Source organism: Undibacterium sp. Ji42W, assembly GCF_049340405.1.
GTDB lineage: Bacteria > Pseudomonadota > Gammaproteobacteria > Burkholderiales > Burkholderiaceae_D > Undibacterium.
Genome location: NZ_JBMPOV010000001.1, coordinates 132,240 through 158,668 on the forward strand (window position 1 = coordinate 132,240; position 26,429 = coordinate 158,668).

The 26,429-nt window shown below is 48.4% G+C and carries 23 protein-coding genes; 7 read left to right on the forward strand and 16 right to left on the reverse strand.

Annotated features, from left to right (window positions below; all coding sequences use genetic code 11):
• The first annotated feature begins 19 nt into the window (after window positions 1-19).
• The 7 genes from ACO0LG_RS00585 (at window position 20) to ACO0LG_RS00615 (ending at window position 6,385) form a co-directional block, all read left to right on the forward strand.
• Window positions 20-769: a protein phosphatase CheZ gene (locus ACO0LG_RS00585; protein WP_423022317.1), complete on the forward strand. Its 750-nt coding sequence runs from the start codon at window positions 20-22 to the stop codon at window positions 767-769.
• Window positions 769-2,622, forward strand: a complete 1,854-nt coding sequence (locus ACO0LG_RS00590; protein WP_423022319.1) for a chemotaxis protein CheA — start codon at window positions 769-771, stop codon at window positions 2,620-2,622. The genes ACO0LG_RS00585 and ACO0LG_RS00590 overlap by 1 nt, the downstream gene beginning before the upstream one ends.
• A gap of 88 nt (window positions 2,623-2,710) precedes the next feature.
• A complete protein-coding gene (locus ACO0LG_RS00595; protein WP_423022321.1) occupies window positions 2,711-4,189 on the forward strand; it encodes a protein adenylyltransferase SelO in 1,479 nt (492 codons plus the stop codon).
• 37 nt (window positions 4,190-4,226) lie between these two features.
• Window positions 4,227-4,622 (forward strand): peptide-methionine (R)-S-oxide reductase MsrB, encoded by a 396-nt coding sequence (gene msrB / locus ACO0LG_RS00600; RefSeq protein WP_423022323.1) that lies wholly within the window; start codon window positions 4,227-4,229, stop codon window positions 4,620-4,622.
• A 25-nt stretch (window positions 4,623-4,647) separates the two neighbouring features.
• The gene (locus ACO0LG_RS00605) at window positions 4,648-5,271 is read left to right on the forward strand and encodes a septation protein A (protein ID WP_423022325.1); all 624 of its coding nucleotides are present in this window, start codon (window positions 4,648-4,650) and stop codon (window positions 5,269-5,271) included.
• The gene (locus tag ACO0LG_RS00610; RefSeq protein ID WP_423022327.1) at window positions 5,268-5,540 is read left to right on the forward strand and encodes a BolA family protein; all 273 of its coding nucleotides are present in this window, start codon (window positions 5,268-5,270) and stop codon (window positions 5,538-5,540) included. The genes ACO0LG_RS00605 and ACO0LG_RS00610 overlap by 4 nt, the downstream gene beginning before the upstream one ends.
• A gap of 50 nt (window positions 5,541-5,590) precedes the next feature.
• Window positions 5,591-6,385, forward strand: coding sequence for a peptidylprolyl isomerase (locus ACO0LG_RS00615; RefSeq protein WP_423022329.1), 795 nt, complete (start codon window positions 5,591-5,593; stop codon window positions 6,383-6,385).
• Between the two features lie 68 nt (window positions 6,386-6,453).
• Here ACO0LG_RS00615 and ACO0LG_RS00620 read toward each other — a convergent pair whose 3' ends face one another.
• From ACO0LG_RS00620 to ACO0LG_RS00695, 16 genes are all read right to left on the reverse strand, one after another.
• Window positions 6,454-7,194 carry a substrate-binding periplasmic protein gene (locus tag ACO0LG_RS00620; protein WP_423022331.1) on the reverse strand — a complete coding sequence of 247 codons (741 nt, stop codon included), beginning with the start codon at window positions 7,192-7,194 and terminating at the stop codon, window positions 6,454-6,456.
• A gap of 186 nt (window positions 7,195-7,380) precedes the next feature.
• Window positions 7,381-11,376 carry a phosphoribosylformylglycinamidine synthase gene (purL, locus tag ACO0LG_RS00625; protein WP_423022333.1) on the reverse strand — a complete coding sequence of 1,332 codons (3,996 nt, stop codon included), beginning with the start codon at window positions 11,374-11,376 and terminating at the stop codon, window positions 7,381-7,383.
• 137 nt (window positions 11,377-11,513) lie between these two features.
• A complete protein-coding gene (locus ACO0LG_RS00630) occupies window positions 11,514-13,199 on the reverse strand; it encodes a glycosyltransferase family 39 protein (RefSeq protein ID WP_423022335.1) in 1,686 nt (561 codons plus the stop codon).
• A gap of 140 nt (window positions 13,200-13,339) precedes the next feature.
• Complete coding sequence (locus tag ACO0LG_RS00635) at window positions 13,340-14,557, reverse strand: EAL and HDOD domain-containing protein (protein WP_423022337.1); 1,218 nt, start codon at window positions 14,555-14,557, stop codon at window positions 13,340-13,342.
• A gap of 326 nt (window positions 14,558-14,883) precedes the next feature.
• Window positions 14,884-15,273, reverse strand: a complete 390-nt coding sequence (gene cheY / locus ACO0LG_RS00640; protein ID WP_110253727.1) for a chemotaxis response regulator CheY — start codon at window positions 15,271-15,273, stop codon at window positions 14,884-14,886.
• A gap of 103 nt (window positions 15,274-15,376) precedes the next feature.
• Window positions 15,377-16,453, reverse strand: a complete 1,077-nt coding sequence (locus tag ACO0LG_RS00645; RefSeq protein WP_423022339.1) for a protein-glutamate methylesterase/protein-glutamine glutaminase — start codon at window positions 16,451-16,453, stop codon at window positions 15,377-15,379.
• Between the two features lie 53 nt (window positions 16,454-16,506).
• Complete coding sequence (gene cheD / locus ACO0LG_RS00650) at window positions 16,507-17,115, reverse strand: chemoreceptor glutamine deamidase CheD (protein WP_422951078.1); 609 nt, start codon at window positions 17,113-17,115, stop codon at window positions 16,507-16,509.
• Window positions 17,112-18,011: a CheR family methyltransferase gene (locus ACO0LG_RS00655; RefSeq protein ID WP_423022341.1), complete on the reverse strand. Its 900-nt coding sequence runs from the start codon at window positions 18,009-18,011 to the stop codon at window positions 17,112-17,114. Before ACO0LG_RS00655 ends, cheD begins: the two co-directional genes overlap by 4 nt.
• Before the next feature lie 234 nt (window positions 18,012-18,245).
• Window positions 18,246-20,003 (reverse strand): methyl-accepting chemotaxis protein, encoded by a 1,758-nt coding sequence (locus ACO0LG_RS00660; protein ID WP_423022343.1) that lies wholly within the window; start codon window positions 20,001-20,003, stop codon window positions 18,246-18,248.
• A 77-nt stretch (window positions 20,004-20,080) separates the two neighbouring features.
• Window positions 20,081-20,587, reverse strand: a complete 507-nt coding sequence (locus tag ACO0LG_RS00665; RefSeq protein WP_423022345.1) for a chemotaxis protein CheW — start codon at window positions 20,585-20,587, stop codon at window positions 20,081-20,083.
• Between the two features lie 35 nt (window positions 20,588-20,622).
• A complete protein-coding gene (gene cheA, locus ACO0LG_RS00670; RefSeq protein ID WP_423022347.1) occupies window positions 20,623-22,656 on the reverse strand; it encodes a chemotaxis protein CheA in 2,034 nt (677 codons plus the stop codon).
• 50 nt (window positions 22,657-22,706) lie between these two features.
• Complete coding sequence (locus tag ACO0LG_RS00675) at window positions 22,707-23,072, reverse strand: response regulator (RefSeq protein ID WP_110253733.1); 366 nt, start codon at window positions 23,070-23,072, stop codon at window positions 22,707-22,709.
• Window positions 23,073-23,123: 51 nt separating this feature from the next.
• Window positions 23,124-23,672 (reverse strand): chemotaxis protein, encoded by a 549-nt coding sequence (locus ACO0LG_RS00680; RefSeq protein WP_422951073.1) that lies wholly within the window; start codon window positions 23,670-23,672, stop codon window positions 23,124-23,126.
• A gap of 65 nt (window positions 23,673-23,737) precedes the next feature.
• Window positions 23,738-24,661, reverse strand: a complete 924-nt coding sequence (motB, locus tag ACO0LG_RS00685) for a flagellar motor protein MotB (RefSeq protein ID WP_423022350.1) — start codon at window positions 24,659-24,661, stop codon at window positions 23,738-23,740.
• A 17-nt stretch (window positions 24,662-24,678) separates the two neighbouring features.
• The gene (gene motA, locus ACO0LG_RS00690) at window positions 24,679-25,539 is read right to left on the reverse strand and encodes a flagellar motor stator protein MotA (RefSeq protein WP_423022352.1); all 861 of its coding nucleotides are present in this window, start codon (window positions 25,537-25,539) and stop codon (window positions 24,679-24,681) included.
• Between the two features lie 118 nt (window positions 25,540-25,657).
• On the reverse strand, window positions 25,658-26,410 hold the full coding sequence (locus ACO0LG_RS00695; protein ID WP_423022354.1) for a class I SAM-dependent methyltransferase: 753 nt from the start codon (window positions 26,408-26,410) through the stop codon (window positions 25,658-25,660).
• Window positions 26,411-26,429: the final 19 nt, after the last annotated feature.

Consider the following 26,429-nt stretch of genomic DNA (forward strand, 5'->3'; position numbering starts at 1 on the left):
TTATGGAGAACCAAGGACTATGACCGATTCAGCAGATGATCTGGACGCATTGTTTGAAGAAATGGCCAACCAGCGCCTGGAAACCAATGTAGAGCCCCCCTCTTCCCCGCCAACGAGCAACGAGTCTGAACAGCTCGAGCCAGCTCCTGCCAAATTCAACTTTCACAGCGATGATGAAAATGCCGCCAAACCCATTTTTGACCGACTGGGTGGCCTCGTCAGAATGCTGCATGACTCCATGCGTGAGCTGGGTTATGACCGTTCGCTATCTGATGTCGCGGTACAGATTGCCGATGCTCAGGGCCGGCTTGAATATGTCGCAACTCTGACCGAACAGGCTGCCAACAAAGTCTTGAACGCGACAGACCTGGGCATGCCCGAGCAAGATGAGCTGGCCAAAAAAGCCAAATCGATGGATGCGCGCTGGACGGACTTGTTTGACGGCAAACTCAGCGTCGATGAATTCAAGTCCCTGGCAACGGACTCCAAGACGTTTGCCAATAATGTGCTGACGGCCACGGACGCTGAAAAAGCACGTTTGCTAGATATCATGATGGCGCAAGACTTTCAGGATCTCACCGGCCAGTTAATCAAAAAAGTCGTGGCTATCAACAAACGTGTTGAGCACGAACTGGCGCAAATCCTGCTGGATAATGCGCCGACAGAGCTGAAAGAAAAAGCAGTAGAATTGATGGAAGGCCCTTCCGTCCCGAACGCAGCATTGGAACAGGATGACGTAGATAACCTACTTGATAGTCTGGGCTTCTAATGGATGACATGCTCAAAGAATTTGTCGTCGAAGCGCTCGATCTGGCGACCAATGTAGAAGAACACCTGCTTTCGCTCGAGCGCAATCCTGGCGACATGAATACGCTCAATGCGGTATTCAGGTCCTTCCATACCATCAAAGGTGGCGCTGGCTTCATGAATTTGAGTGCCATGGTGTCGGCCTGCCATTTAACCGAAAACCTCTTCGATGCCCTACGCACGGGACAAGTTCCCGTCACGCCTGAAGCGATAGAAGCTGCGCTTGAGGCCAGTGGCTTTGTCGCAGATCAGCTCACTGCGCTTAATAATGGTACGGAGCCTGACAAGCTCTCCACCATGCCCAAGTCGCTGGAAAAAATGCTGACAGATGCCATAGAAATGAAAGGCGTCAGTAAAAAACCGGTAGCGGCCAAAGCCAAAGTGGCGGAAACACCCAAACCCGTAGAAAAAGCTGCCCCACTTGCCGCAAAAAAAGAGAATAACGGCGCACTTGACTGGGAGGCCTATTTCCGTGCCGTGACACCGCCAGGTACCCTACCAGAAGCTGAAGCAGCAGAAACAGCCGAATCTGAAGAAGAGGAAGTGCATGCAGCAGCACCGGCGCAGAGAGAGGAAACTGAAGCTGTCAAATCCTCGCTGTCGGGTGCAGAGGTCAAACAAAACGCCCCTGCAAAAGAAGAAAGCATACGCATAGACGCTGTCAAGCTGAATGTCTTGCTTGAAGTTGCAGGTGAATCCGTACAGGCAGCAAACCAGGCTGCCGTATTACTTGAAAAACTGTCGCAATTCAAGTTTGATGGGCAAGCTGCGCCACTGATGTCTGCCCTGACTGAAACGCTGACACGCGCCTCCCGTTATTCGACTGAATTGCAACGCGCCACTCTGGCAACGCGTATGCAACCTGTGGGACGATTATTCCAGAAATTCCCAAGGTTGATCAGAGAACTGGCACGCGACCTTGGCAAAGAAGTAGATTTGAATATTGCAGGTGCAGAGACTGAAGTTGATCGCGTGGTTGTCGATAGCTTGTATGATCCGCTGGTTCACATGTTGCGCAATGCGCTTGATCACGGCATAGAAACAGCTGAAGAGCGTATCAATGCCAACAAGTCACCGCGCGCCACGATTTCATTGAAAGCCTGGCAGGAAGCCAGCAGCGTCATGATAGAAGTGACGGACGATGGCAAAGGCATGGATGCACAAAGACTACGTGATAAAGCTGTCTCCAAGGGCTTGATCAATGCGCATGATGCCCGCACTGATGATGAAGCTTTCCAACTGGTGTTTTTGCCAGGCTTCTCGACCAAAGAAGTCGCCTCCAGTGTATCTGGTCGCGGTGTAGGCATGGATGTGGTAAAAACTGCGGTGGAACGCCATCGTGGCGCGATACGCATTGCCTCTCAATTGGGAACAGGCACGACCTTCCTGATCCGTTTACCAATTGAGTTGTCTATCGTACCGACCATGCTGGTCCGCACCGATGGTGCTTCACTGGCATTGCCTATGGCAACCGTACAGCGTGTGGTTGAATTACCAGAAACCTTTGAAAGTGTTGGTGGTCAGCCTGTTTTGCGTGATCTTGGCCGGCCTTTGCCAGTAAAGTCTTTGGGCAAGATATTGGGCTACACACCAGCATCAGAAAGAGTTGGTATCGTCATTGCCGCTCCCAGTCCTTACATCTTGTCTGTCGATGCGGTTGATGGTACTGCCGATCTGGTCATTAAACCGCTGACCTGTATCAGCACACCAGGCATTACGGGCACTGCCCGCTCTGCCGAAGGTGAACTGGTTCTGGTGATCAGCTTGTCCTTCCTGATCGATGGCTGCAAGACCAGGGAACGCATTACCGCCTGATCCTGCATCAGGAGCAAGCAACTGATAAACGCATTTTGACCAAATCTGTCAAAATGCGTTTATTATTTTTACAGCAGCGCGGCACCTCATGAACACTCCCCCACTCTCCCTGCAAAATTTTATCCTGGAGAATAAGTTTGCAGAACTTCCCGCGCATTTTTATACCCAGCTTTTAGCCAGCCCCATAGATAAACCCTATCTGGTGGCAGCCAGCAATGAAGTTGCTGCGCAATTAAACCTGGATCAGTCCAGCCTGAATTCACCTGAATTCCTCAATTATTTTTCCGGTAACCAGCTTGTCCCTGGCAGCAAACCCTTGGCAGCCGTTTATTCAGGTCACCAGTTTGGCGTCTGGGCTGGTCAATTGGGTGATGGCCGCGCATTATTGCTAGGTGATATTTCACATGCCGGTCGGCATCTAGAAATTCAACTCAAAGGTGCTGGTATGACACCGTATTCGCGCATGGGTGATGGGCGTGCGGTATTACGCTCTTCCATACGTGAATTTTTATGCTCTGAAGCGATGGCAGCATTGAACATACCCACTTCGCGTGCTCTGTGCGTCATAGGCTCGGACCAGATGGTTTTTCGCGAAACACCAGAGACCTGTGCTGTCGTCGCCCGCGTAGCGCCGAGCTTTGTACGCTTTGGCTCATTCGAGCACTGGTATTACAACGACAGGATGGATGATCTGCGCCAACTGGCTGATTATGTCATCCAACATTCTTACCCAGAACTGCAGGCAGAAAATAATCCTTACCAGGCTCTGCTCAGCAATGTCACCACGCGTACGGCCGGACTGATGGCGCAATGGCAGGCTGTAGGCTTCATGCATGGCGTCATGAATACTGACAATATGTCCATCATAGGCCAAACGCTGGACTATGGCCCTTTCGGCTTCATGGAAGCTTACGATGAGAAACATATCTGCAATCATACTGACCAGCAAGGCCGTTATTCTTACCGCATGCAGCCAGCCATAGGCAACTGGAATTGCCAGGCTTTGGCACAAGCTTTATCGCCGCTGATAGGCAGTGTCGATGACACCAATGCTGCGCTGAGCCATTATCCTGCCGTTTATCGGCAAAAATGGACAGAACTCATGCATCAAAAATTTGGTCTGAAGAAAGATCACGAAGCTGATCTCGACTTGTTCGCTGGCTTTTTCACTTTGTTACAAAGTAATCATGCTGACTTCACCCTGAGTTTCCGTCATTTGAGTAAGCTTTCGAACCACAAATCGACCAATGATGAACTACTGCGTGATTTGTTTCTGGACAGGGATAGTCTCGACACATGGCTGCTGGATTACCGGGCGCGTTTGGCAATGGAACAAAGTAATGAACAAACACGTCAAACCAGTATGCTGTCAGTCAATCCCAAATATATTTTAAGAAATTATCTTGCGCAGCAAGCGATAGAAAAAGCGCAGCAGAAGGATTTTTCAGAAATCATGAAATTATTGAGCATCCTGGAAAATCCCTATGACGAACAAGAGGAACACGACGATTATGCAAGCTTGCCGCCAGACTGGGCAAAGCATCTGGAAGTCAGTTGTTCATCCTGATATAGAGCAAAAACAAAGCAGAAGTGAAGAGGAAATCATGAGTAAAATCGTCAAGTCAGATGCCGAATGGAAGGCGCAACTGAGCTCCATGGAGTATGAAGTCACCCGGCACGCAGCCACTGAGCGCGCTTTTACAGGCAAATTCTGGGATCACCACGAAACCGGTATCTATACCTGCGTCTGCTGCAACACGCCCTTGTTTGCCTCCGATGCCAAATTTGATTCCGGTTGCGGCTGGCCAAGCTACTTCAGGGCATTAAATCCAGCTAATGTTCGTGAGATAGTTGATACATCTCATGGCATGACGCGCACTGAGATTGTGTGTAATATCTGCGACGCTCATCTGGGGCATGTATTCCCCGACGGGCCACCACCCACAAGGTTGCGCTATTGCATTAATTCAGCCTCCTTGAAGTTTGATCCTGTAGTTTGATCCTGTAAAAACTGATTGTCTGTAAATGAAATTTCTTTTTGATATGTTCCCGGTAGTTTTGTTTTTTCTCACTCTTAAATGGGGGGAAAAAAACGCAACTACTGCACAATCCATCGTATCCGACTATTTTTCCAGCATAGTGTCTGGCGGCGCAACCACTGCTGAACTGGCCCCTATTTTACTGGCCACAGCGATTACTTTGGTCGCATCGGTATTTCAGATAGGCTATCTACTTGTACGTCGCAAGAAAGTGGATGCCATGCTGTGGATTTCCTTCATCATTATCATGGTATTTGGTGGTGCGACTTTGTATTTTCAAAACGAAGCCTTCATCAAGTGGAAGCCAACTGTACTGTATTGGTGCTATTGCGGTGCATTTGCTTTAGCCCAATTCGTATTCAAGAGTAACTTGATTCAATTGGCAATGGGCGAGCAAATCAAGTTGCCAGCACACATCTGGACACGACTCAGCTATGCATGGATGGTATATTTTTTGCTCATGGGTTTCGTTAACCTTTATGTGGCATTTAATTTCTCTACGGATACTTGGGCTAATTTCAAACTCCTGGCCGTTGTTGCCATCATGCCGGCATTTATCATTATTCAGAGCCTGTTTCTGGCTAAATACATGGAAGAACCAGCACAATGACGCGCACGGAGAAAATATTAGCCTGCCTGAATGAAACCTTGCAGCCAGTTGACTGTCTGTTAACAGATGACTCCGAAGCTCATCGGGGTCATGCTGGCGCGGCTGGTGGTGCAGGTCATTACAGCGTAAGAATAGTTTGTCAGCAATTTGAAGGATTAAACCGCATTTCTCGCCATCGACTAGTGTATGATGCCGTTGGCGTTATGATGCAAACGGAAATTCATGCCCTCAATATCGTGGCATTGAGTCCGTCAGAGATACCGACCTAAGCAGTTTATTTATAATCCGTTTTATTTATTTTGTTATTTAGGAACAGACAATGACTTTTAAACCTGCTCATTTGCTGGTAGTACTTCTTGCAACTGCCCTGCCTGTAATGGCTCAAGACGTCGCTAAAGTAAACGGCAAAGGAATTCCTGCAAGCCAATTGGAAGCAATAGTGAAACAAGCGGTGACCCAGGGTCGCCAAACAGACTCACCGCAATTGCGTGATGCACTCAAGGAACGCCTGATAGCCAGAGAAGTAATGATTCAAGAAGCGGAAAAAGGTGGTTTTGCAAAAAATGCGGATGTAAAGCAAGCTCTGGAATCTGCAAGACAGTCAATATTGGTCGAAGCCTTGATGATTGACTACCTGAAGAAAAATCCAGTTACTGACGCAGAAGTCAAAGCAGAGTACGAAAAAGCAAAACTTCAAGCTGGCGACAAGGAATACCATGCATTCCATATCATGCTTGACACTGAAGATGAAGCAAAAGTCATTATCTCCAAGCTGAAATCTGGTGCCAAATTTGAAGAACTGGCCAAACAATCGAAAGATCAGGGCACAGCAAGCAAGGGCGGCGATCTGGATTGGTCAGTGCCAAGTAATTGGCCTCCAGCATTCGCTCAGGCAGTTACTAAATTGCAAAAAGGTCAATTTACAGAGACACCTGTAAAAATCACAGATGCTCAAGGTAAAGACAAATTCCACGTCGTTAAACTCGACGACACGCGCACTGCAAAATTACCTACGTTGGAAGAATTCAAGCAGCAATATTTTGGTGAAATGCAACAACTTCGCGTTCAAGCTTATCAACAAACACTGATTTCGAAAGCGAAAATTACTCGGTAATTTGAAGCAATCGAATCACAAACAAAAAAGGCGCTCAAGCGCCTTTTTTGTTTTTTTGTACTATTTGATTATTGGTATTTATTAATAATAGTAGTGAGCCTGCCGCTCCTCTGCAATTCAAGCAAGCCCTGATCCAGTTGCTCGATGATTTTTTGCGCTTCGGGATGCACCTTGCTGACACCAAAATGCAGAGGGTATTTTTCAGTCTGTGGCAAGCTCTGTATCTTGTATGTGCTCATGTCCAGAGGCAAAAGACTCAGACGGGCAAAGCCCCAAAACACTTCTTGCATATCCACCACGATATCGCAATGTCCCCGCTCAATCTTGCGCATGAGGCTGGTGTAACTGGTTGCGCCACTCTCTATGGCCGAGGCAGGTAAACGGGTATAAAAAGTTGACGAGCCATGCAGGGAACAAACCTTGTATTTTTCCAAATCAGCGAGAACTTGCAAAGGTGCTTGAGGGAAACGCTTTGCTGAGTACAGGTAAGATGGTGTCAGGCTGTGATAACTGCGGGAAAACAGGTAAATTTTTTCACGTTCCGGGTTTTTGAATACCGACATCACCACATCGAAGCCTTCACGCGCCTGGACCTCCGCGAGGCAACGCGCCCAAGGCCTAAGCTCTATTTTAGGGTCGCTAAAGATATTTCTCAGCACCTCGGCTGACAAACCTTCCACCAGCGATCCGGTTGCCTTCACATAAGACATGGGTGGCCAGTTACTGTCCCCACCACACGCACGCAAGGTTTCAGTTGCACGGCCATCGTGCAAGGTAAACAACAAAGCAAAGAATAATAAATATCGCATTTATCTAGAGAAAGTTTCCCTGGCGATTCATTATAAGGAAAGCTCTGCCTTCCAGACGCTTAATTCTGTACTCAAAATGTAAATCATCATCATAAAGCATAGACCAAATAAAACGGGCGAAACCATTTTCATGATTTCGCCCCTTATATCGTCTGAATATCGTCTGAATATCGTCTGCTGCAGAGATCAACCTACAAAGACACGCGCATTGCGGAACATTCGCATCCATGGAGAATCTTCGCCCCAACCCTCTGGATGCCACGAATGCAAGACTGAGCGGAACACACGCTCTGCATGCGGCATCAACACGGTAAAGCGACCATCTTCATTGGTTACCGAGGTAATCCCTTGTGGCGAACCATTTGGATTGTAGGGATAGGCCTCTGTTGCCAGGCCAGCATTGTTGACAAAGCGCATGGCAACCTGTGCCCTGGCAATATCACCTGTCGTTGAGAAGTCAGCAAAACCTTCGCCATGCGCAATGGCGATAGGCGTTTGCGTGCCAGCCATACCCTGAAAGAAAATGGAAGCAGAGTCAGCCACTTCAACCATCGCAAAACGACCTTCGAATTGCTCAGACTTGTTCTTCGTAAATTTAGGCCATGCCTGAGCGCCAGGGATGATGGATTTCAGGTTACTCATCATCTGGCAACCATTGCAGATACCCAGGCCAAAGGTGTCATTGCGATGGAAGAATTGCGAGAATTGTTCAGACATCATGGCATTAAACAAAATGGTTTTTGCCCAGCCCTCGCCTGCCCCCAGCACGTCACCATAAGAGAAACCACCAACAGCGATCAAGCCCTTGAAGTCAGCCAGTTTTGCACGGCCAGCAATCAGGTCGCTCATGTGTACGTCCACTGCTTCAAAGCCGGACTTATGCATGACGTAGGCAGTTTCTATATGCGAGTTCACACCCTGCTCGCGCAGGATTGCAACCTTGGGGCGCACGCCAGTCGCGATGAATGGTGCCGCCACGTCTTGCTGCGGATCGAAACTCAGTTTGGGTTGCATGCCTGGATCATTGGCATCAACGATGCGTGCATATTCAGCATCAGCACCTGCCGGGTTATCACGCAGACGGGCGATTTGCCAGCTGGTTTTGCTCCACAATTGATGCAATGCAGTTCTAGGCTGAGAATAGATTTGTTTGGCGTCGCGAGTAAATTCGATGATGCCGCTATTGTTTGGCTTGCCGATGATATGACTACAGGCACCCAGATTAAAGCTGCGCAAGACATCCATGACTTCTGAACGCTGTTCAGTGCGGACCTGTATCACTGCACCCAGCTCTTCATTGAACAAGGCGCGCAAAGTCATGTCGTTGCGACGCTCAGATACCTGGCTGGCCCAGTTCTTGGCATCTCCCTGGTCTGCTGCATGCTCGCTATCCATGGTCAGGATATCGAGATTGACGGACAAACCAGCGCGACCAGCGAAGGCCATTTCACACAGGCTGGCATACAGACCACCGTCAGAACGATCATGGTAAGCCAGCAATTTGTCTTCGCCATTCAACTGCTGGATAGCAGCAAAGAAAGCTTTCAGGTCTTCTGCATTATCAACATCCGGCGCGTCATTGCCGAGTTGTTGCATGACTTGCGCAAAGCAGGAAGCACCCAGGCGATTCTTACCACGACCAAGGTCAATCAGAATCAGGCTGGTATCGCCCTGGTCCAGGCGTATCTGCGGCGTCAGTGACTTGCGCACATCATAGACTGGCGAGAAGGCGGAAATAATCAGCGATACCGGAGAAGTCACAACCTTGCTGTGGCCTTCATCCTTCCAGGTAGTACGCATGGACAGAGAATCCTTACCCACCGGGATACTGATACCCAGTGCCGGGCACAATTCCATGCCGACTGCTTTTACCGTATCAAACAGGGCTGCATCCTGGCCAGGCTGACCACAGGCCGCCATCCAGTTGGCCGACAATTTGATATCCGAAATATCCTTAATCGGCGCAGCAGCAATATTGGTGATGGCTTCACCAACCGCCATACGGCCCGACGCGGCAGCATCAATCACCGCCAGCGGCGTACGCTCACCCATGGACATGGCTTCGCCCAGATAGCCTTCCAGGCTCATGGTTGTCACGGCGCAATCAGCCACCGGCACTTGCCATGGTCCGACCATCTGGTCACGAACAGATGTAGCACCAACTGTACGATCACCAATAGTGATCAGGAATGATTTATCAGCAACCGTAGGCAAACTCAGGACACGCTCAGCGGCAACTTGCAGATCGATGCCCGTCAAATCAATTTTAGGAAAATCATTGCTGACGCGGGTAACATCCCTGTGCATTTTTGGTGGTTTGCCCAGTAAGACATTCATGGGCATATCGACTGGCGAAGTGTCGTTCAGCGGGTCGATGACGCGTAATTGACGCTCTTCAGTCGCCGTACCAACTACGGCAAACGGGCAACGCTCACGTTCGCAGAAATGGCGGAACAGTTCCAGGCTTTCTGGGGCGATACCCAAAACATAACGCTCTTGCGATTCATTGCTCCAGATTTCTTTCGGTGCCATGCCGCTCTCTTCCAGCGGTACTTTACGCAAATCAAACAGCGCACCACGCTTAGCATCATTGGTGATTTCAGGGAAGGCATTCGACAAGCCACCGGCACCAACGTCATGGATAGAGAGGACAGGATTATCATCACCCAGCTGCCAGCATGAATTGATGACTTCTTGCGCACGACGTTCCATTTCAGGGTTGCCACGCTGTACCGAGTCAAAATCCAGATCCGCCGTATTCGTACCCGTTGCCATCGAAGAAGCCGCACTGCCGCCCATGCCTATGCGCATGCCTGGGCCACCAAGTTGTATTAACAGAGTGCCGACCGGTAAATCATTCTTTTTGGTGTGCTTGTCCGAAATATTGCCTATACCGCCAGCAATCATGATGGGCTTGTGATAACCATAGACCGTGCCACCGACGTTTTGTTCAAAGGTACGGAAATAACCACCGAGAACCGGACGACCGAATTCATTATTGAAAGCCGCGCCACCCAAAGGGCCCTCTATCATGATTTGAAGCGGTGAGGCAATGCGGTCTGGTTTGCCGTAGACATTTGCGTCGACTTTTGCATTCAGACTGTCGCCTGCATTTTCCCAGGCTTGGCGTGCGCCTGGCAACATCAGGTTAGACACGGTAAAACCGGTCAGGCCCGCTTTTGGACGGGCACCACGACCCGTCGCACCTTCATCGCGGATTTCGCCACCAGCGCCGGTAGATGCGCCCGGGAATGGAGAAATGGCAGTCGGGTGATTATGCGTTTCCACCTTCATCAAGGTGTGCGTCAGTTCTTCTTTGACCTGATAGACCTGGTCTTTACCGGACGGAAAGAAACGATTGACGACTGCACCTGCCATAATGGAAGAATTATCGCTGTAGGCAACGATGGTGCCTTTGGGTTGCAGCTCATGGGTATTCTTGATCATCTGGAACAGGGATTTATCCTGTCTCTGACCATCGATAGTCCAGTCTGCATTGAAAATTTTGTGACGGCAATGTTCGCTGTTTGCTTGTGCAAACATCATCAGCTCAACGTCAGTCGGATTACGCTTGGCATTGGTGAAGGCATCAACCAGGTAATCAATCTCGTCATCTGACAGAGCCAGGCCGAGTTCGGCGTTCGCCTGCAACAGCGCAGCCTTGCCACCTTGGAGTACATCAACATGTTCCAATTCTTTGGCAACCAGTTCTGAGAATAGTGCCTGGGCTCGCTGTGCATCGGCCAGCACCATTTCTGTCATGCGGTCATGCAAAAGCGCTGCCACCTGTTCACGGCTGCTATCAGCGAGTTTTTTGGCACCGCCCAGCAAACCAGTCTTGACCTGTACATAATAGATAATGCCGCGCTCCAGACGGTGGATATGCGTCATGCCGCAATTATGGACGATGTCTGTGGCCTTGCTGGCCCATGGCGAGATCGTGCCAAAACGCGGGATCACGACGAACACGTCCCCTTCGCTACTGGCAGTAAATGCATCACCATATACCAGCAAAGCATTCAGGCGGTCAGCGTCTTCCTTGAGCAGCTCAGATGTCGTATCGACAAAATGAACATAGCGTCCGCTGACGCCGACAATATTGGCATCAACAGCTTGCAAACGAGAGAGAAGACCGGAGGTACGAAAAGCAGACAGGGCGTTAGAGCCTGGCAATATCAACATGGTGAGCGAGGTAGTTGAGGCAATGTACACAAAACCTGCCGTGCACAAATGCTGGTTGGATCAGAAAGCGTGATTATACCTTGATGCCCAACCCGACTCCAGACGCCAGCAGGAAGAAATTGCCTTGACCACCAAACTCAATTCATAAACAGGGTAGTCCGGCCGATTTTTTTACTGTTTTTGAATTTCCGTGCATATTTTTTATCATTAAATCCTACCAGATCTTCATCCAGCACGACCAGGCTGACCAATTGCTCACTAGCAATTTTATCAAAAGCAGTATCTGAAACGACAATATTGTTCTTATGGAGCTTAATTCCCCAAAATAAATCACTGCTACGGCTCTCTACTATTCGCACGGGCTTCTTCAAATAAAATGGCAAAGAAGATTGATGTTCAAATACTTTAAATAAAAACACTTCACGTTTCTCAGTTAACGCATGCAATTCAGCCACCAGAGGCTGAGTAGAAGTCCATTGCGCAGCGGCTTGTATCACCCCGATAAACGCCAGCAACATTAATGCTGGCAAAGCGATAAACGGGAAGAGTCCATAGCGTGCTTTGTGCCATACAAGAACTGCAACACCTGCACTCAACACACAAGCAGATAACATGAAGGCCCGCAAAAATTGCTTGCCGTCCATGCCATAGACCAGCAGAGAAGATAGCTGATGATTCACCTGCCTGCCTATCCACCAGGCAGCAAGGCCAAACAATGCCGCCAAAAATACGCCCACCAGCGCCCTGCCCCATGCGGCGCCAAAGCTTCTATCTTCGAGGGCAATCGCCAATTGCAATGCCGCCAGAGGCATCACAACGACAAGATAATAATTCGCCTTGGCGCTGGATAAAGAGAAAAACAGGACCGGCATGATCCAGGCGCTAGCCAGGAAAAAATGCAATGTTCTGGGTGTTTGCTGCCTTGCCTTGACGAACAAGAGCACAGGCAAAAAGAAGGACCAAGGGAAAAGATAGAGTACCATCCTTGGCAGGTAATACCACCAGGCACCGGCATAGTAATCATGCGGCTCGCGCTTCCCCAAAAAACGCAGCACATGTTCATTGATGAAATAAAACCAGGCAAATATGGGTTCAGCCCAGATAGCGGCAATATGCCAGGGCAAGGCTATCAATAAGAAAATCCCTATCGCCTTTGGATCAAACCAGGCGAAGATTCTTTTTTGAAAATCTCTTACCGAACTGGAAAACAGTATTGTGTAAATAAAGCTTACTGCGCCAAACAAAATAATGGCAACAAAGCCTTTGGCCAGCAAGGCAAATGCCAATAAACCCAAACACCAGTTGAGCTTCTTTTTTTCACCGGAGACGCTGTACAGGTAGCCGAACATTAACGCACCTGTCAAAAATACTGTCAACAGCATGTCGAACATCAGGGTACGCGACATCGCCATGACACCCAGGCCACTGATGAACATCAAAGCGGCCAGACGTGAAGCGGCAACCCGCGCTATCTGCCGCCCGAACCACAAAATCAAAGCCACGCAAGACAGTGCAGACATTGCTGGCACCAGTCGGGCCGCCCATTCATTTTCACCAAAAACAGCAAAAGAAACTGCCGTCAGCCAATACAGCAAAGGCGGCTTTTCCATATAGGCCAAGCCATTCAGGTGTGGAATGATCCAGTGATGCCAATCACCAGAAGCCAGCATCTCCCTTGGGATTTCTGCGTACAGCCCCTCATTGTTGTCTAATATCGGGTAGCAACCAAGACCATAGGCCAAAAAGAAGATGGTAAGTAACCAGACCAGCCAAGCGGGTATGGTGGGTTGAGACACTTCATTTTTGGCTTGCACAACATTCATAGATGGAACGATTTATTTCCCACAAGAATGGGACTTGTCTCAATTTAATTTTCAAGTAGCGAACTTTATCTACTCTTGCCAAATAAAGCAAAAAAAAGACAAGCAGAGCTGCTTGTCTTTTTGGTTAACGTAAAACCTGATCAGGCTACAGAAGCAACATTTTTTGCCCAGACCAGCGCTGCCATATGCGCAGCATTTAAATCTGGGGGAGTGATCTTCAGTGATTCTGCCAGCGAGCCAACCAGCATGCTGTTCAACTCACACGCCTCAGCCAGTGCCAGAAAAGGTCCATAAGTACCACCACGGGATATCAGGGCCTCTGTAACCACATCTGGCAACTGTATTGAAGACAGCACCTCTTCCATGGGAATACCCAAAAGCCTGTCCAGCAAAGAGAACATGCCTGCCACAAACAGGTTTTCAGCTTCACTCTTGGACATTTTGCTTTGACCCAGAATTTCAGCCAGACGACCGCGGACGATGGCAGTTTCCAGCAAGACCGGAGAATAGCCACTAGTACTGGCAGTTGCCAACAGCAGCGTCAGCCAGCGGTATAAAGGACTATAACCCAGCATCTGCACTGCATGCTTCAAGGATTGCACTTCAGTACGCAAACCAAAGCCAGCCGAGTTTATGTAACGCAAGAGCTTATAGGCCAGTGTTGCATCACGTTTGACAACGGCTTCAAGCTGCTGGATATCGGCGTTTTTCCTGACCATCTCCATCAACTGCAAAATAGTCGTTTGTGAGGTATTTAAAGTCTTTGGAGCAGTACTTGGCCTCGGGGTCAGGTGTAATTTACCGACAAAACTGTCAAGACCCAGAGCTGAACAGGCATCAAAATCCTGCCAGGCATTGACATTGCGGGCAACCATGCGCACCGTCGATTGCTTCAGTGTTGCATACACCTTGGCTTGCGAAGCAAAATTAGCCGCGTTCAATTTGACTTCAAGGTGGGTAATTTGCGCGAAATAAGAGCGCTCGAGCGTGGTTACCTCAGCACCACGCAGGCAAATACCATAACCTAATTGACGTAACTCAGTCACTGCAGCCAGCGTATCAGGGTCAGCAAAGTATTTTTTATGGAGTATCAGTACAGTGTTCTTGGCCGGAAGTTGCTTCAGGCCTTCTGCATGCAATAACTCAGGCACTGCTTCAAGAAACAACAGGCTGTCACCGAGCAAAAATCCCTTGTCGTCATCATGCAATTGCACTGCGACGAATTCAAGCAAGGCACTCAGGCTTTCCGTGCTTGCTTCTGCATTCTGGTCTGGCTGCTGCCAGGAAATCTGAAAACCAATGACTCTTTGTTTAGGATCGAGTAAGGGCTCTCTTACGATGAAACTTTCTTCTATCATCTTAGTATTATTTATGTTGGATTAATATGATTGAAAAATTCAGAACCCACGTTACCCGCAATTCAACGAACCGACTCCGCTTTATGACTGCCAGGCAACCCTTTGCGTATTGATTGAAGTACTGACAGACAACACTATAATATCCCGCAGTACAAAACTGAAGATATATGCTCTGCATTATTTGCTACTTGATGTAACACCTAATCAGGCATAGCTGCAAAGCCTTGCGATTTTGCGCAATTTGCCCGGGAGACTCGATGCTTTAGCACCTGGATTAAAGTGCTGACTCATGACCATCTCCCAGCAAAATTGATTGCCCTGCTATTTTATTTTCCCAGTTTTTCGAAAATCTTAGTCAGTTTTTCATCCAGTGTGGCTGCGGTAAATGGTTTTACTACGTACCCATTTGCACCTGCCTGCGCCGCTGCAATGATATTTTCTTTTTTGGCTTCAGCCGTCACCATCAATACCGGCATTTTTGACAGTGCGGGATCGGCACGGATGTGCTGCAACATCGTCAGCCCGTCCATGTTAGGCATGTTCCAGTCTGAAATGACGAAATCGAAATCGCCATTCTTCAGCTTTGCCAGCCCCATTGCGCCGTCTTCGGCTTCATCGACATTGGAATATCCCAATTCTTTCAGCAAATTTCGCACTATGCGGCGCATAGTAGAAAAATCGTCGACTACTAAAAATTTGAGATTTTGATCAGCCATGAATTACTCCACTATTTCTTTAAGGACAGTTATTAGCATTATCGGACAAATTGAGATAAAACGGTGGTGAAATTGCTGTAACACATTAAATTCTATCAAAACGTCACACCCTGAGGGCTCTACTGCCATGCGTAGCAAGGTAATGCAGAACCTTGGTGGGCAATTCATTCAAAGGGCCAACCTCATGTGTCGCGCCAATTGCAATTGCTTCACGCGGCATACCAAATACTACACAACTTGCTTCATCTTGGGCAAAATTGTATGCACCAGCATTTTTCATTTCCAGCATACCAGCAGCACCATCCTTGCCCATACCAGTCAGTATCACGCCAACAGCATTTTTCCCGGCATAAGTGGCCGCAGACCGGAACAAGACATCCACCGAAGGCCGGTGCCGGTTGACCGGCTCCCCCTGATCCAGCTGCGTCACGTAATTGGCACCGCTGCGCCCCAGTAGCAAGTGAGAATGTCCAGGGGCAATGTAGGCATGGCCAGGCAAGACACGCTCCCCTCCTGCAGCCTCAGACACCGAAATCTTGCACAAACCATCAAGACGTTTGGCAAAAGACCGGGTAAATCCTTCTGGCATATGCTGGGTGATTAAAATGCCAGGGCAATCGGAGGGCATTTGCACCAGAAAATTCTTAATTGCCTCGGTACCACCAGTCGATGCGCCAATAATAATCAGTTTTTCACTACTGGTCAGAGGATTGCGAACTTGTGGCAATACACCAACATGCGCCTGGCCGGCAGCTACTACGGGGGCAGTTCTTGGCCTGATCCTGGCTTTGGAGGCGATCCTGATCTTGTCCGTAATCAGCTCAGTATATTCAAGCATGCCACTTTGTATCGATAATTTGGGCTTGGTGACAAAGTCAACCGCCCCCAGTTCCAGAGCGCGCATAGTAATTTCTGACCCGCGCTCGGTCAGTGAAGACACCATGATGACAGGCATGGGACGCAAGCGCATCAGGCGCTCAAGAAAATCCAAGCCATCCATCTTCGGCATTTCCACGTCCAACGTCAGCACATCCGGATTGGTCTGCTTGATCAGCTCACGTGCGACCAGAGGGTCAGGAGCGACACCGACCACCTCCATATCGGGCTGGCTACTGATGATCTCGCTCATGACACTACGGATCAGCGCAGAATCGTCAACAATCAATACTTTAATCTTCATTCGCAAATACTCCGCGCTCAGTCTCAGTCACCGACATCACGCATACAAAATAATCAGAACAAATCCACTTCACCACCAACTGAAGTCGTCTTGAGCCTGCTGGCATAATCCTGCTCGCGCCTTCTCAGGGTATCGTTATGTTCCACTTTGAGTTTCTTGACCAGCACCTTGCCCGTCCTCGGGAAAAAATAGACTTTGCGCGGGTAAATATCATTCAGATCTTCAGCGATGACGCGCATTCTTTCTGCACGCAAATAATCGAGTACAAATCTGGCGTTGCGCTCCCCTACATTGATGGCAGTGAACCCACGCAAGACATTACCGCCGCCAAACACCTTGGCTTCCATGTTTTCACGCTTGGCTCCCGCCTTGAGCAGCTCATTGATCAGCACTTCCATCGCATAGGTGCCATAGCGCATGGACGCCGACACAGGATTGTCTGCATCGCCACCACTGTCTGGCAACATAAAATGGTTCATGCCACCGACACCGGATACACGGTCACGTATGCACGCAGAGACGCAAGAACCCAGCACCGTGACAATCAGCATGTCCTTGTTGGTAAAATAAAATTCACCCGGCAGTATTTTGGCAGCATCACAATCGAAGGTTCTGTCGTAATAGACATTCGTTGCAAAATGCTCTTCACTTAGCTGGCTCATGGATTACCCTTTTGCAAATTGCGCAATGTCGTTCTGTTGCCTGCCGCATAGGATTTACCCAGTTCATACACTGTTTTCCCTCTCAGCTTGAAATCATCTGAGACATACAGAAAATTTTCTGAATGACCTGCAAACAACAGACCGTCTGGCTTCATCAAGGGAACAAACTTCTTCAAGATTTTACCTTGCGTAGGCTTGTCAAAATAAATCATGACATTCCGGCAAAAAATTGCATCAAATTCGCCACTTAGAGGCCAGCCATCTTCCAATAAATTCAACTGTTTGAATGTAATCAGGTCTCTTAATTCCGGCCTGACTCTGACCAAACCCTCCTGGGCTCCCTTGCCTTTCAAGAAGAATTTTCGTGTTCTCTCTGCAGATAATTTTTCTATGCGATCAATGTTATATACACCACGGGATGCCGTCTCCAATACATTGGTGTCTATATCTGTGGCAATAATGTGCGCAGGTGGGCGCAAAGTCCCTAAAGCTTCGCAAAGCGTAATGGCAATGGAGTAAGGCTCTTCGCCGGTAGAGCTGGCAGAGCACCAGATGTTGACTGGCTCATGCCTCCTGGCGATGTGCTCAGCAAGTATGGGGAAATGGTGCTCTTCCCTAAAGAATGAAGTCAGGTTGGTCGTCAGGGCATTGGTAAATGCCTCCCATTCAGACTCAATCTGATCACTTTCAAGTCCATCAAGATATTCAGAAAACGAGCTGATGCCAGTCGCCCGCAAACGACGTGCAAGCCGGCTATACACCATTTCCTGTTTACTATCTGCCAAGGAAATGCCAGCTCGTTTGTAAATCAGATCCCTGACACGGTCAAAATCCCGGGAGTTAAATGCAAACTCCTTTGAAGTGTCTGATCTGGCTTTATCGATGGATTTCGTCATTCAATGCTTTCCCAAACTTTCCCCGTCTTGTTTCAGAGACGAAAGCTGATTTCAAATAAAAATCCAGATAATCAAGATTACAAAGACATTTTGCCAGACTGAAAGATATTTACTGTTAATTAAGTTAAATTACAAGCGTCTTTCATACGATGCCATGACGCTCTTTATATGACAAGCGCTTTAAGTCAGGTGTCTGGAAATATACAGACGTGACCATAGCCTACATCCATTGCTTCAAAACTCTTCCCAATCATCAGCACGTTGACCCGGTTCAGCGACTGGCTTGCTGGCACGCGCACCCGCACCTGTTGAGGCAGGTGTCGCAGGCGAGGCAGCCCTTGGCAAAGCCTTCACTTGAGACCGGGCATTTGCCAATGGTTTGTTAGTTAGATTGCTTGCCACTTTGCTGACTACCGGTTTGACTTGCTGAGTTATTTGCGGTGCATTCCCATTGAGTTTGAATACGCTGACTGCTTGCGCCAAAGCCACCGCCTGCTCTTCCATGCTCTCTGCCGCTGCCGCTGCCTGTTCAACCAAGGCTGCATTCTGTTGCGTCATTTCATCCATTTGCGTAATCGCCAGATTCACTTGCTCTATGCCTGAACTTTGTTCCTGGCTGGCCGCCGTGATCTCACTCATGATGTCGGCAACATGCTGGACGCTGGTGACGATCTCATCCATCGTTTTACCGGCTTCATCGACCAGTTTACTGCCCTGATCGACTTTATCGACCGAGTCACTAATGAGAGATTTAATCTCTTTGGCGGCACTGGCACTACGTTGGGCAAGGTTGCGTACTTCTGCCGCAACTACGGCAAACCCACGCCCTTGCTCACCTGCCCTGGCGGCTTCTACCGCAGCATTCAAGGCGAGAATATTGGTCTGGAAGGCGATGCCATCAATGACGCCGATGATATCGACAATCTTGCGTGAGCTTTCTTTGATCGAGCCCATGGTATTGACCACTTGCCCCACTACCTCACCACCTTTGACCGCTACGCTGGAGGCAGAAACAACAAGTTGATTGGCCTGCCGCGCGTTGTCGGCATTTTGCCTGACCGTGCTGGTCAGTTCTTCCATGGAACTCGCCGTTTCTTCCAGCGAACTGGCCTGTGATTCTGTACGGCTCGACAGGTCGGCATTGCCTGAGGCTATCTCTTGCGAGGCTACCGTAATTGTCTCAGTACCTATCCTGACTTGCCCAACTGTTGAGGCGAGGTTGTCATTCATGTTTTTCAGTGCCTGAAACAGCGACGTCACTTCATCATGACCAGATACCACTACCTGGCTGCGCAAATCACCTTCGGCCACGGTTTCTGCCAGACTCAGGGCTTCTTGCAAAGGTTGGGTGATACTGCGGGTGATGGTCCAGGCAAACAGGGCACCAACTATCACGGCTGACGAGAGTATGAGGTACAGCCAGAATGTCAGTTTTGCACCTGCCACTGCAAAATTTTCAAATACCTGTTTTGAGGCGACATCTTGCAAATCAACCAGCTTGTTCATTTCCACGATGGATTTTGAACTCAATGGATCTATCACTGTAGCAATGATTTTTGCAGCACCTTCTGCATTAAAAGCCAGCGCCTGACCTACCGCATCTTTTAATGGTTTTTCTATTTCCTTATCTACTTTGGCGATGTCGCCAAGGATTTTCTTTTCTTCCTCATTCAAGCCAAGGGATGCAATTTTTTCTTTTGCGTCCTCATATTTTTTCCTTTGAGTCTTGACCTTGGTTTCTTCCTTTTGCATTTCACCGACATCGGACTGTATGCCGATATTGCGCATGGCAATACCACCTTCAAACAAGGCGCTTTTCATGTTGTTGGCCAAGACTTGTTTTTGTGCAGCCAGATTCAAGCCCTCTATCATGGCCTTGCGGTTATTACCGCTCAAGCCATTGACGAACAGAATAACTGCGATCAGGCCTATCAAAATAAGTGCAAAACCAACACCCAAACGAGTACCAATTTTAAAATTTCTCAGATTCATAGCGTCTCCTATTTATTTTTTAGTCAGTTCTATGTCTACATTTTTTATCAGTAGCCACTCAGAGAGAAACTAGATCCTCATACTTCTGCATCAACCAGGCCCATTTCTGGACTCGACATCAATTTATCGATATCAACAAGTATCAACATACGGTCATCCAGCGTGCCCAAACCGATCAGGAAATCGGTACTGAATGTCGTTCCCATTTCGGGCGCTGGCCTCACTTGCTCAGGCAATAAAGTCGTTACGTCAGAGACGCTATCCACCACCATCCCGACAATGCGCCCTTCAATGTTCAGAATAATAACGACAGTGAATTGATCGTAAGTAGGTGTTCCGAGATTGAACTTGATACGCATATCAACCACAGGAACGATGATGCCGCGCAAATTGATCACACCCTTTAAAAAGTCAGGAGCATTGGCAATTCTGGTTACGGCTTCATAGCCACGTATTTCCTGCACTTTGAGAATGTCGATACCATATTCTTCATTACCCAAAGTAAAAGCAAGGAATTCGTGCCCGGCAATATCAGATTTAGCTCCGTCATTGGAAGCATCACTACCATGTGAAATTTGCGTCATTTCTTTTTCCTCGTCTTAAATTTCTGATTCAATCTTTATCGCGCAGTGCGCAAAACAGCTGCGACATCTAAAATAAGTGCAACGCCACCATCACCCAGGATAGTTGCGCCAGAGATCCCCGGGACCTTCTTGTAATTTGATTCTATATTTTTTACCACGACCTGCTGCTGCCCCACGAGGTCATCAACAAACAAGGCCGCTTTTTTGCCATCTACTTCAACGATGACGACTATGCCATCAGAAGGGTCAGTATACTTTGGCTCGATGTCGAAGTATTCATACAATGGCACGAGTGGCAGATACTCATCGCGCACTTTTACTACCCTGCCCTTGCCACTGATTTCCTTGATGTCTGCCTTGGCTGGCTGCAGCGACTCCATGACAAAGCCCAACGGCAAAATATAAATTTCATTGCCAAATTTAATCGACATGCCGTCAAGTATCGCCAGGGTCAAAGGCAAAGAGATCGTAATCGTCGTACCATAACCCATGGCAGAGCGTATATCGACTACACCACCCATGGCGGCAATATTACGCTTGACCACATCCATACCTACACCACGACCAGAAACATCTGTCACCGTCTCTGCAGTGGAAAAGCCAGGTGCAAAAATCAGCAACCAGACTTCACTATCGCTCATGGAATCGGAAACCGCCAAACCATTTTGCCTGGCCTTGGCAAGAATTTTTTCCCTGTGCAATCCACCACCGTCATCGCTAACTTCGATGACGATATTACCGCCCTGATGCACTGCAGACAGGGACAATTTACCAGTCTCACTTTTACCAGTCAGGGCCCTTGCAGCAGGCATTTCTATACCATGATCAATACTATTCCTGACCAGATGCGTCAGGGGATCGACAATACGCTCTATCAAACCTTTATCAAGCTCGGTTGAAGCGCCATAAGTGACAAATTCAACTTTCTTGCCGAGCTTGCTGGCCAAGTCCCTGACCATGCGCGGAAAACGGGAAAAAACATAATCCATAGGCATCATGCGTATGGACATAACGGCCTCTTGCAGGTCGCGGGTATTCCTTGTCAAATGGGCGACGCTGCTCAACAAACGCTCATTCGCAATAGGATCAAGGTCCTGGGTACGTTGTTCCAGCATCGCCTGGGTAATCACCAGCTCACCAATCAGATTGATCAGTTGATCAACTTTTTCTATACCTACCCTGATGGTGGAAGACTCTTGAGAAGCAGCGGGTTTTTCAATTTTTTTCTCAGCTTGCGGTACCTGCTTTTCAGGCAGCACTATCTCTGGCGTCTTTTCAACAACAGCATCAGCCCTGCCTTCTTCTGGCGGGAACATGGATTCCAACGGTTCAAAAAAGCCGTAACCAAGGTCATCGTCGGTTGGAGCAGCTTTGCTGGCCGACAGATTTGCTATCTGTTCTTCAGTAATTTTCAGTGTATCGGGATTGAGGATGAAAGAACATATAGATACGATGTCGTCCTTGCTCTCATTGGTGCGTAATGCAAGAACCACATTCTGGCCATTATTATCCAGCCGTGAAATCGCCCCTAAAAGGCCGAGTTCAGACATGATGGCTGCAGCATCTGCCTCTGACACCTCAGGCATTTCAATTTTGTATGCCGTATTGAACACGACATCTGCATGATCCATTTCTGAATGATGACTGATAAAACTCGCGGTGGGCGCGGCCACCGGTACAGCATCCTGCGATAAGGACTGCAATAACATCCTGACATCTGCAACCGCATCCTGATCGACAGGCGTGCCCAGCCTGTGCCCATCAAGCTGCATCTTTAAAATATCTTTGGCGATGAGAAAAGCATCTACATGCTCCCCTGTCAGTGCCATTTCTCCCTTGCGTATTTTATCGAGCAGTGACTCCAGTATATGCGTCACCTCCGTCATATCTGTCAGGCCAAAGGTCGAAGCACCACCCTTGATGGAATGAGCTGCCCTGAATATGGCATTCAAATCCTCAGGATCTGGCGAAGAGATATCGACGGCAAGTAACAGTTTTTCCTTCTCGGCAAGAAGCTCTTCCGCCTCGTCGAAAAACACTTGGAAAAACTGACTCATGTCAATCGTCATTATTAAGCTCCGTGATTTTCATTTGTTTGCCCAGACACCGGGCCAATAATTCAGCCAATCACTTTTTTAACTACTTCAGTCAACTTTTGTGGATCAAAAGGTTTGACCAGCCAGCCATTCGCACCGGCCGCACGCCCCTTCGCCTTCATGTCATCACTTGATTCTGTTGTCAGCATCAGAATAGGTACACGGGCGTAAGATGGCAAACCGCGCAGGGACTTGATCAAGGTCAGGCCATCCATACGTGGCATGTTTTGATCAGTCAGTACCAGATCAACTACCTGGTTACGCGCTTTTTCCAGACCATCCTGGCCATCTACTGCCTCTATTACCTGATATCCGGCTGCTTTTAAACTGAAAGCGACCATCTGCCTCAGAGAGCCAGAATCATCCACAGCTAAAATTGTCTTGGCCATATTTACTCCGTTATACGAATTGTAGGCAGCTTAAGCTTGCTACCACTTGATTTAAAATAACTCTATGTCACCGCTATCCATATGCTTTTGATGCACTGCTTTACGTAACAAATTCTTCAGGTCGGCGCTTTGCTTTTCCAGGCGTACGGTAGTCTCGCGCAACAGGGCGGTCAACTCATCTGTTTCGCCATCATGCTCTATATCATTACCCACTACACCCAGGGTACCCAACACCTCACGCAAACCTTCGCAACGCTGCAATGTGCGCGAAATCAACTGACTGGTCAAATCCTGGAATTGCAAACTGGTGACAGCCGAACTGATATGTGTTGCGATATCTCCCTGAATTGCCTTGAGCCGTAACACGCTGTCATCTGCAACACTGCCAGAACTGATGATCAGATTGATTTCTTCCTGCTCGCTTGATATTGCTGCATGCAGCGCCATGAAGCTAACACCCAGCTTTTCTATCGCCTCACCCAAGAGTATCGTTGTTTGCGCAAGGTCGGTCTCAACCTCCAGCAAATGTGCATTTCCGTGATCAGACACACCTGATAAAAGCTGCTTAACCTGAGAACCCAACAGTTTCTTTTTGGACATCTTAAGCATCCTATCTATGCATATTGACTTAATGATGCTGCTGTCTTACTTCTAGCTTGTTCATATCAAGGTTTAACTGAAATTTCAGCACTTGCGTCAGACTGATTCGCCACCTCGATAGAACCGCCGTCCTGTGAAGCAGACTCTTCTGCCTTTTTATTCATGACGATGATGCTGATCCTGCGGTTAATCGGATTCAGGGGGTCTGCCTTGTCAAACAAAACAGAAGACGACAATCCGACGACTCTCAACACCTTGGTCTCGTCCATGCCGCCATAAATCAACTCTCGCCTGGAGGCGTTGGCGCGGTCGGCAGACAATTCCCAATTGCTATAACCGCGCTCGCCACTACCGTAAGGCGCTGAATCAGTATGTCCAGACAGACTGATACGATTAGGTACATCATTGAGTGCCTTGCCTATTTCATGCAGGATTTCCCTCGTGTAGGGTTGCAGATCCGCCTTGGCTGAGGCAAACATGGGGCGATTTTGCTCATCGACCATCTGTATGCGCAAACCGTCTGTGGTGATATCAAGTAAAAGCTGCTTCTTGTATTGTTTCAGTGTAGGGTTGGACTCTATGGCCGCTTCAATTTTGGACTTCAGGCCCTTTAAGCGCTCTGCCTCAACCTTTGCCAGAGCAGCCTCTGCAGCCTGCAGGTTATAAGTTTTCTTTTGCGTGTCAATCTCACCCTTGCGGCTTTGCCCTTCACGCGCACTCAGATCCTTGCCACCACCCTTGATCACACTGGAACTGTCACCACTACCATCGCCACCCGCCATCGCCACTTTTAAAGGAGTTTGAAAATACTCAGCGATACCATTCAAATTACCTTTGGCAGTGGAGCCTAACAACCACATCAACAGGAAAAACGCCATCATCGCCGTCACAAAGTCAGCATAGGCAATTTTCCAGGCGCCACCATGGTGGCCGCCGGCCACCTTCTTGATGCGCTTTACAATAATTGGTCGTAGTTCTTCGCTTGCCATCATCAATCCAGTTTTTATTATTTAGATTTCGATTGCTTAATGTGTTCTTCCAACTCGCTGAACGTCGGTCTTTCAGTGGAATACAATACCTTGCGGCCAAACTCTACAGCCAATGCCGGCGCATAACCATTCAGGCTGGCCAACAAAGTTACCTTGATGCACTGGAAGGTCTTGGACGACTCATCAAGTTGCTGTTCCATTAAACCAGCCAGCGGGCCTACAAAGCCATAAGCCAGCAAGATACCCAGGAAAGTACCCACCAGGGCGTGCGCAATGAGGATACCAAGTTCTGATGGAGGGATGCCAACAGACTCCATTGTATGCACCACACCCATCACGGCAGCCACGATACCGAACGCTGGCAAGCCATCACCCAGCTTAGCAATGAAATGGGCAGGAACTGCACCTTCGTGATGATGTGTTTCCAATTCATTGTCCATGAGATTTTCAATCTGGAAGGCGTCCATATTCCCCGAAACCATCAGGCGCAAATAATCCCCTATGAACTCCATCATATGATGGTCATGAACAATGGAAGGATATTTGCTGAACAACGGACTGTCTTCAGGCTTCTCAATATCACCCTCGATAGACATCAGGCCCTCTTTGCGCACCTTGGTCAGGACGTCAAACAGCATGGTCATCAATTCCATATACAAGGCTTTTGTATATTTGGACCCTTTCAACACACCGGGCAAGGCTTTGACGGTGGCCTTTAGGGTTTTCGCATTATTACCAACTAGTGAAGCGCCAAGCGCGGCGCCACCTATCATCAATAACTCCAGCGGCTGGAACAACACGGCCAAATGTCCGCCCGACATGACAAAGCCACCAAACACTGAACCCAACACGACGAGATAGCCGACGATAACTAACACGAGCTTTTACTCCTTAGAGGGAATTTTTTATAATATCGACTACACTACCTCAGTCCGGAAGCATTCACCAGAAATGGAAGGTTAAATATTGCTTCAGGAATACATTTCACTATATGCATTATATGCGCCAGACATACAGAACGGGGTCATTCGCATTGCTTTTTATAGTTAAATCCGCCTCGACACCTGGCACCTTGAATTCATAACTCATGAATTGCGTACCTGGCCGCATCTCAGCACTGACCTTTTCCCACAAGCCTGGCATGGCCGCAGGAGACAGGTAAGCAAAGACCACATCAAATTCAGCAAAATTCAGTTGCAAATAATCTTTTAAATAAAAACAAACTCTCGGGCCCGCCCATTTAGCCCTCAACCAGCTGACCAGCCAGGGGAAAGGTGCGACCTCTACCCCAAAAAACGACTGCTGGGGCCGCCATCTGGCAAGACTGACGGAGACGCCACCAAAACCGCTGCCAATATCAATAAAAGACAAATCATCATGCACAGGTAGTTGCTCAAGAATACACGGCAACAAACTGGATTTGGAAGGAAAATATGGAACTTGGGTGCGGTAAGTTGACCAAAACAACAATACCATCAACACAAAAATACCCAGACTGACACCCGGGTGCAGCTGAAAGACCAGCGAAGCGACAACCGCAAAGGGAAAGATAAATTGTATCAACCACCACCACCAGTTCATGCGCAGCAAGTAACTGCACGCAGAAGCAAGGCTGGCGTGAATGAAAAGCAGTAAGAAGGGAGAAAGTTTGCTACCGAATTGCCACCGGTCGGTGACATATAGCAGATAAGACAGGAGCAGAGCAAATAACTGGATGAGCACTGCAAGGACGACAGGCGAAGAAAACACTCCGTCATCCGGTAGGAGT

Excerpts from the sequence above, each read along its gene's own strand:
- ACO0LG_RS00615 (WP_423022329.1), top strand. The coding sequence starts at position 5,591 with ATGACTTTTAAACCTGCTCATTTGCTGGTAGTACTTCTTGCAACTGCC.
- ACO0LG_RS00675 (WP_110253733.1), bottom strand. The coding sequence starts at position 23,072 with ATGGCCAAGACAATTTTAGCTGTGGATGATTCTGGCTCTCTGAGGCAG.
- ACO0LG_RS00635 (WP_423022337.1), bottom strand. The coding sequence starts at position 14,557 with ATGATAGAAGAAAGTTTCATCGTAAGAGAGCCCTTACTCGATCCTAAA.
- ACO0LG_RS00630 (WP_423022335.1), bottom strand. The coding sequence starts at position 13,199 with ATGAATGTTGTGCAAGCCAAAAATGAAGTGTCTCAACCCACCATACCC.
- cheD (WP_422951078.1), bottom strand. The coding sequence starts at position 17,115 with ATGAGCCAGCTAAGTGAAGAGCATTTTGCAACGAATGTCTATTACGAC.
- ACO0LG_RS00680 (WP_422951073.1), bottom strand. The coding sequence starts at position 23,672 with ATGTCCAAAAAGAAACTGTTGGGTTCTCAGGTTAAGCAGCTTTTATCA.
- cheA (WP_423022347.1), bottom strand. The coding sequence starts at position 22,656 with ATGACGATTGACATGAGTCAGTTTTTCCAAGTGTTTTTCGACGAGGCG.
- ACO0LG_RS00665 (WP_423022345.1), bottom strand. The coding sequence starts at position 20,587 with ATGACGCAAATTTCACATGGTAGTGATGCTTCCAATGACGGAGCTAAA.
- ACO0LG_RS00620 (WP_423022331.1), bottom strand. The coding sequence starts at position 7,194 with ATGCGATATTTATTATTCTTTGCTTTGTTGTTTACCTTGCACGATGGC.
- ACO0LG_RS00595 (WP_423022321.1), top strand. The coding sequence starts at position 2,711 with ATGAACACTCCCCCACTCTCCCTGCAAAATTTTATCCTGGAGAATAAG.
- purL (WP_423022333.1), bottom strand. The coding sequence starts at position 11,376 with ATGTTGATATTGCCAGGCTCTAACGCCCTGTCTGCTTTTCGTACCTCC.
- ACO0LG_RS00655 (WP_423022341.1), bottom strand. The coding sequence starts at position 18,011 with ATGACGAAATCCATCGATAAAGCCAGATCAGACACTTCAAAGGAGTTT.
- ACO0LG_RS00590 (WP_423022319.1), top strand. The coding sequence starts at position 769 with ATGGATGACATGCTCAAAGAATTTGTCGTCGAAGCGCTCGATCTGGCG.
- ACO0LG_RS00605 (WP_423022325.1), top strand. The coding sequence starts at position 4,648 with ATGAAATTTCTTTTTGATATGTTCCCGGTAGTTTTGTTTTTTCTCACT.
- ACO0LG_RS00585 (WP_423022317.1), top strand. The coding sequence starts at position 20 with ATGACCGATTCAGCAGATGATCTGGACGCATTGTTTGAAGAAATGGCC.
- ACO0LG_RS00660 (WP_423022343.1), bottom strand. The coding sequence starts at position 20,003 with ATGAATCTGAGAAATTTTAAAATTGGTACTCGTTTGGGTGTTGGTTTT.
- motB (WP_423022350.1), bottom strand. The coding sequence starts at position 24,661 with ATGGCAAGCGAAGAACTACGACCAATTATTGTAAAGCGCATCAAGAAG.
- ACO0LG_RS00610 (WP_423022327.1), top strand. The coding sequence starts at position 5,268 with ATGACGCGCACGGAGAAAATATTAGCCTGCCTGAATGAAACCTTGCAG.
- cheY (WP_110253727.1), bottom strand. The coding sequence starts at position 15,273 with ATGGCTGATCAAAATCTCAAATTTTTAGTAGTCGACGATTTTTCTACT.
- msrB (WP_423022323.1), top strand. The coding sequence starts at position 4,227 with ATGAGTAAAATCGTCAAGTCAGATGCCGAATGGAAGGCGCAACTGAGC.
- ACO0LG_RS00645 (WP_423022339.1), bottom strand. The coding sequence starts at position 16,453 with ATGAAGATTAAAGTATTGATTGTTGACGATTCTGCGCTGATCCGTAGT.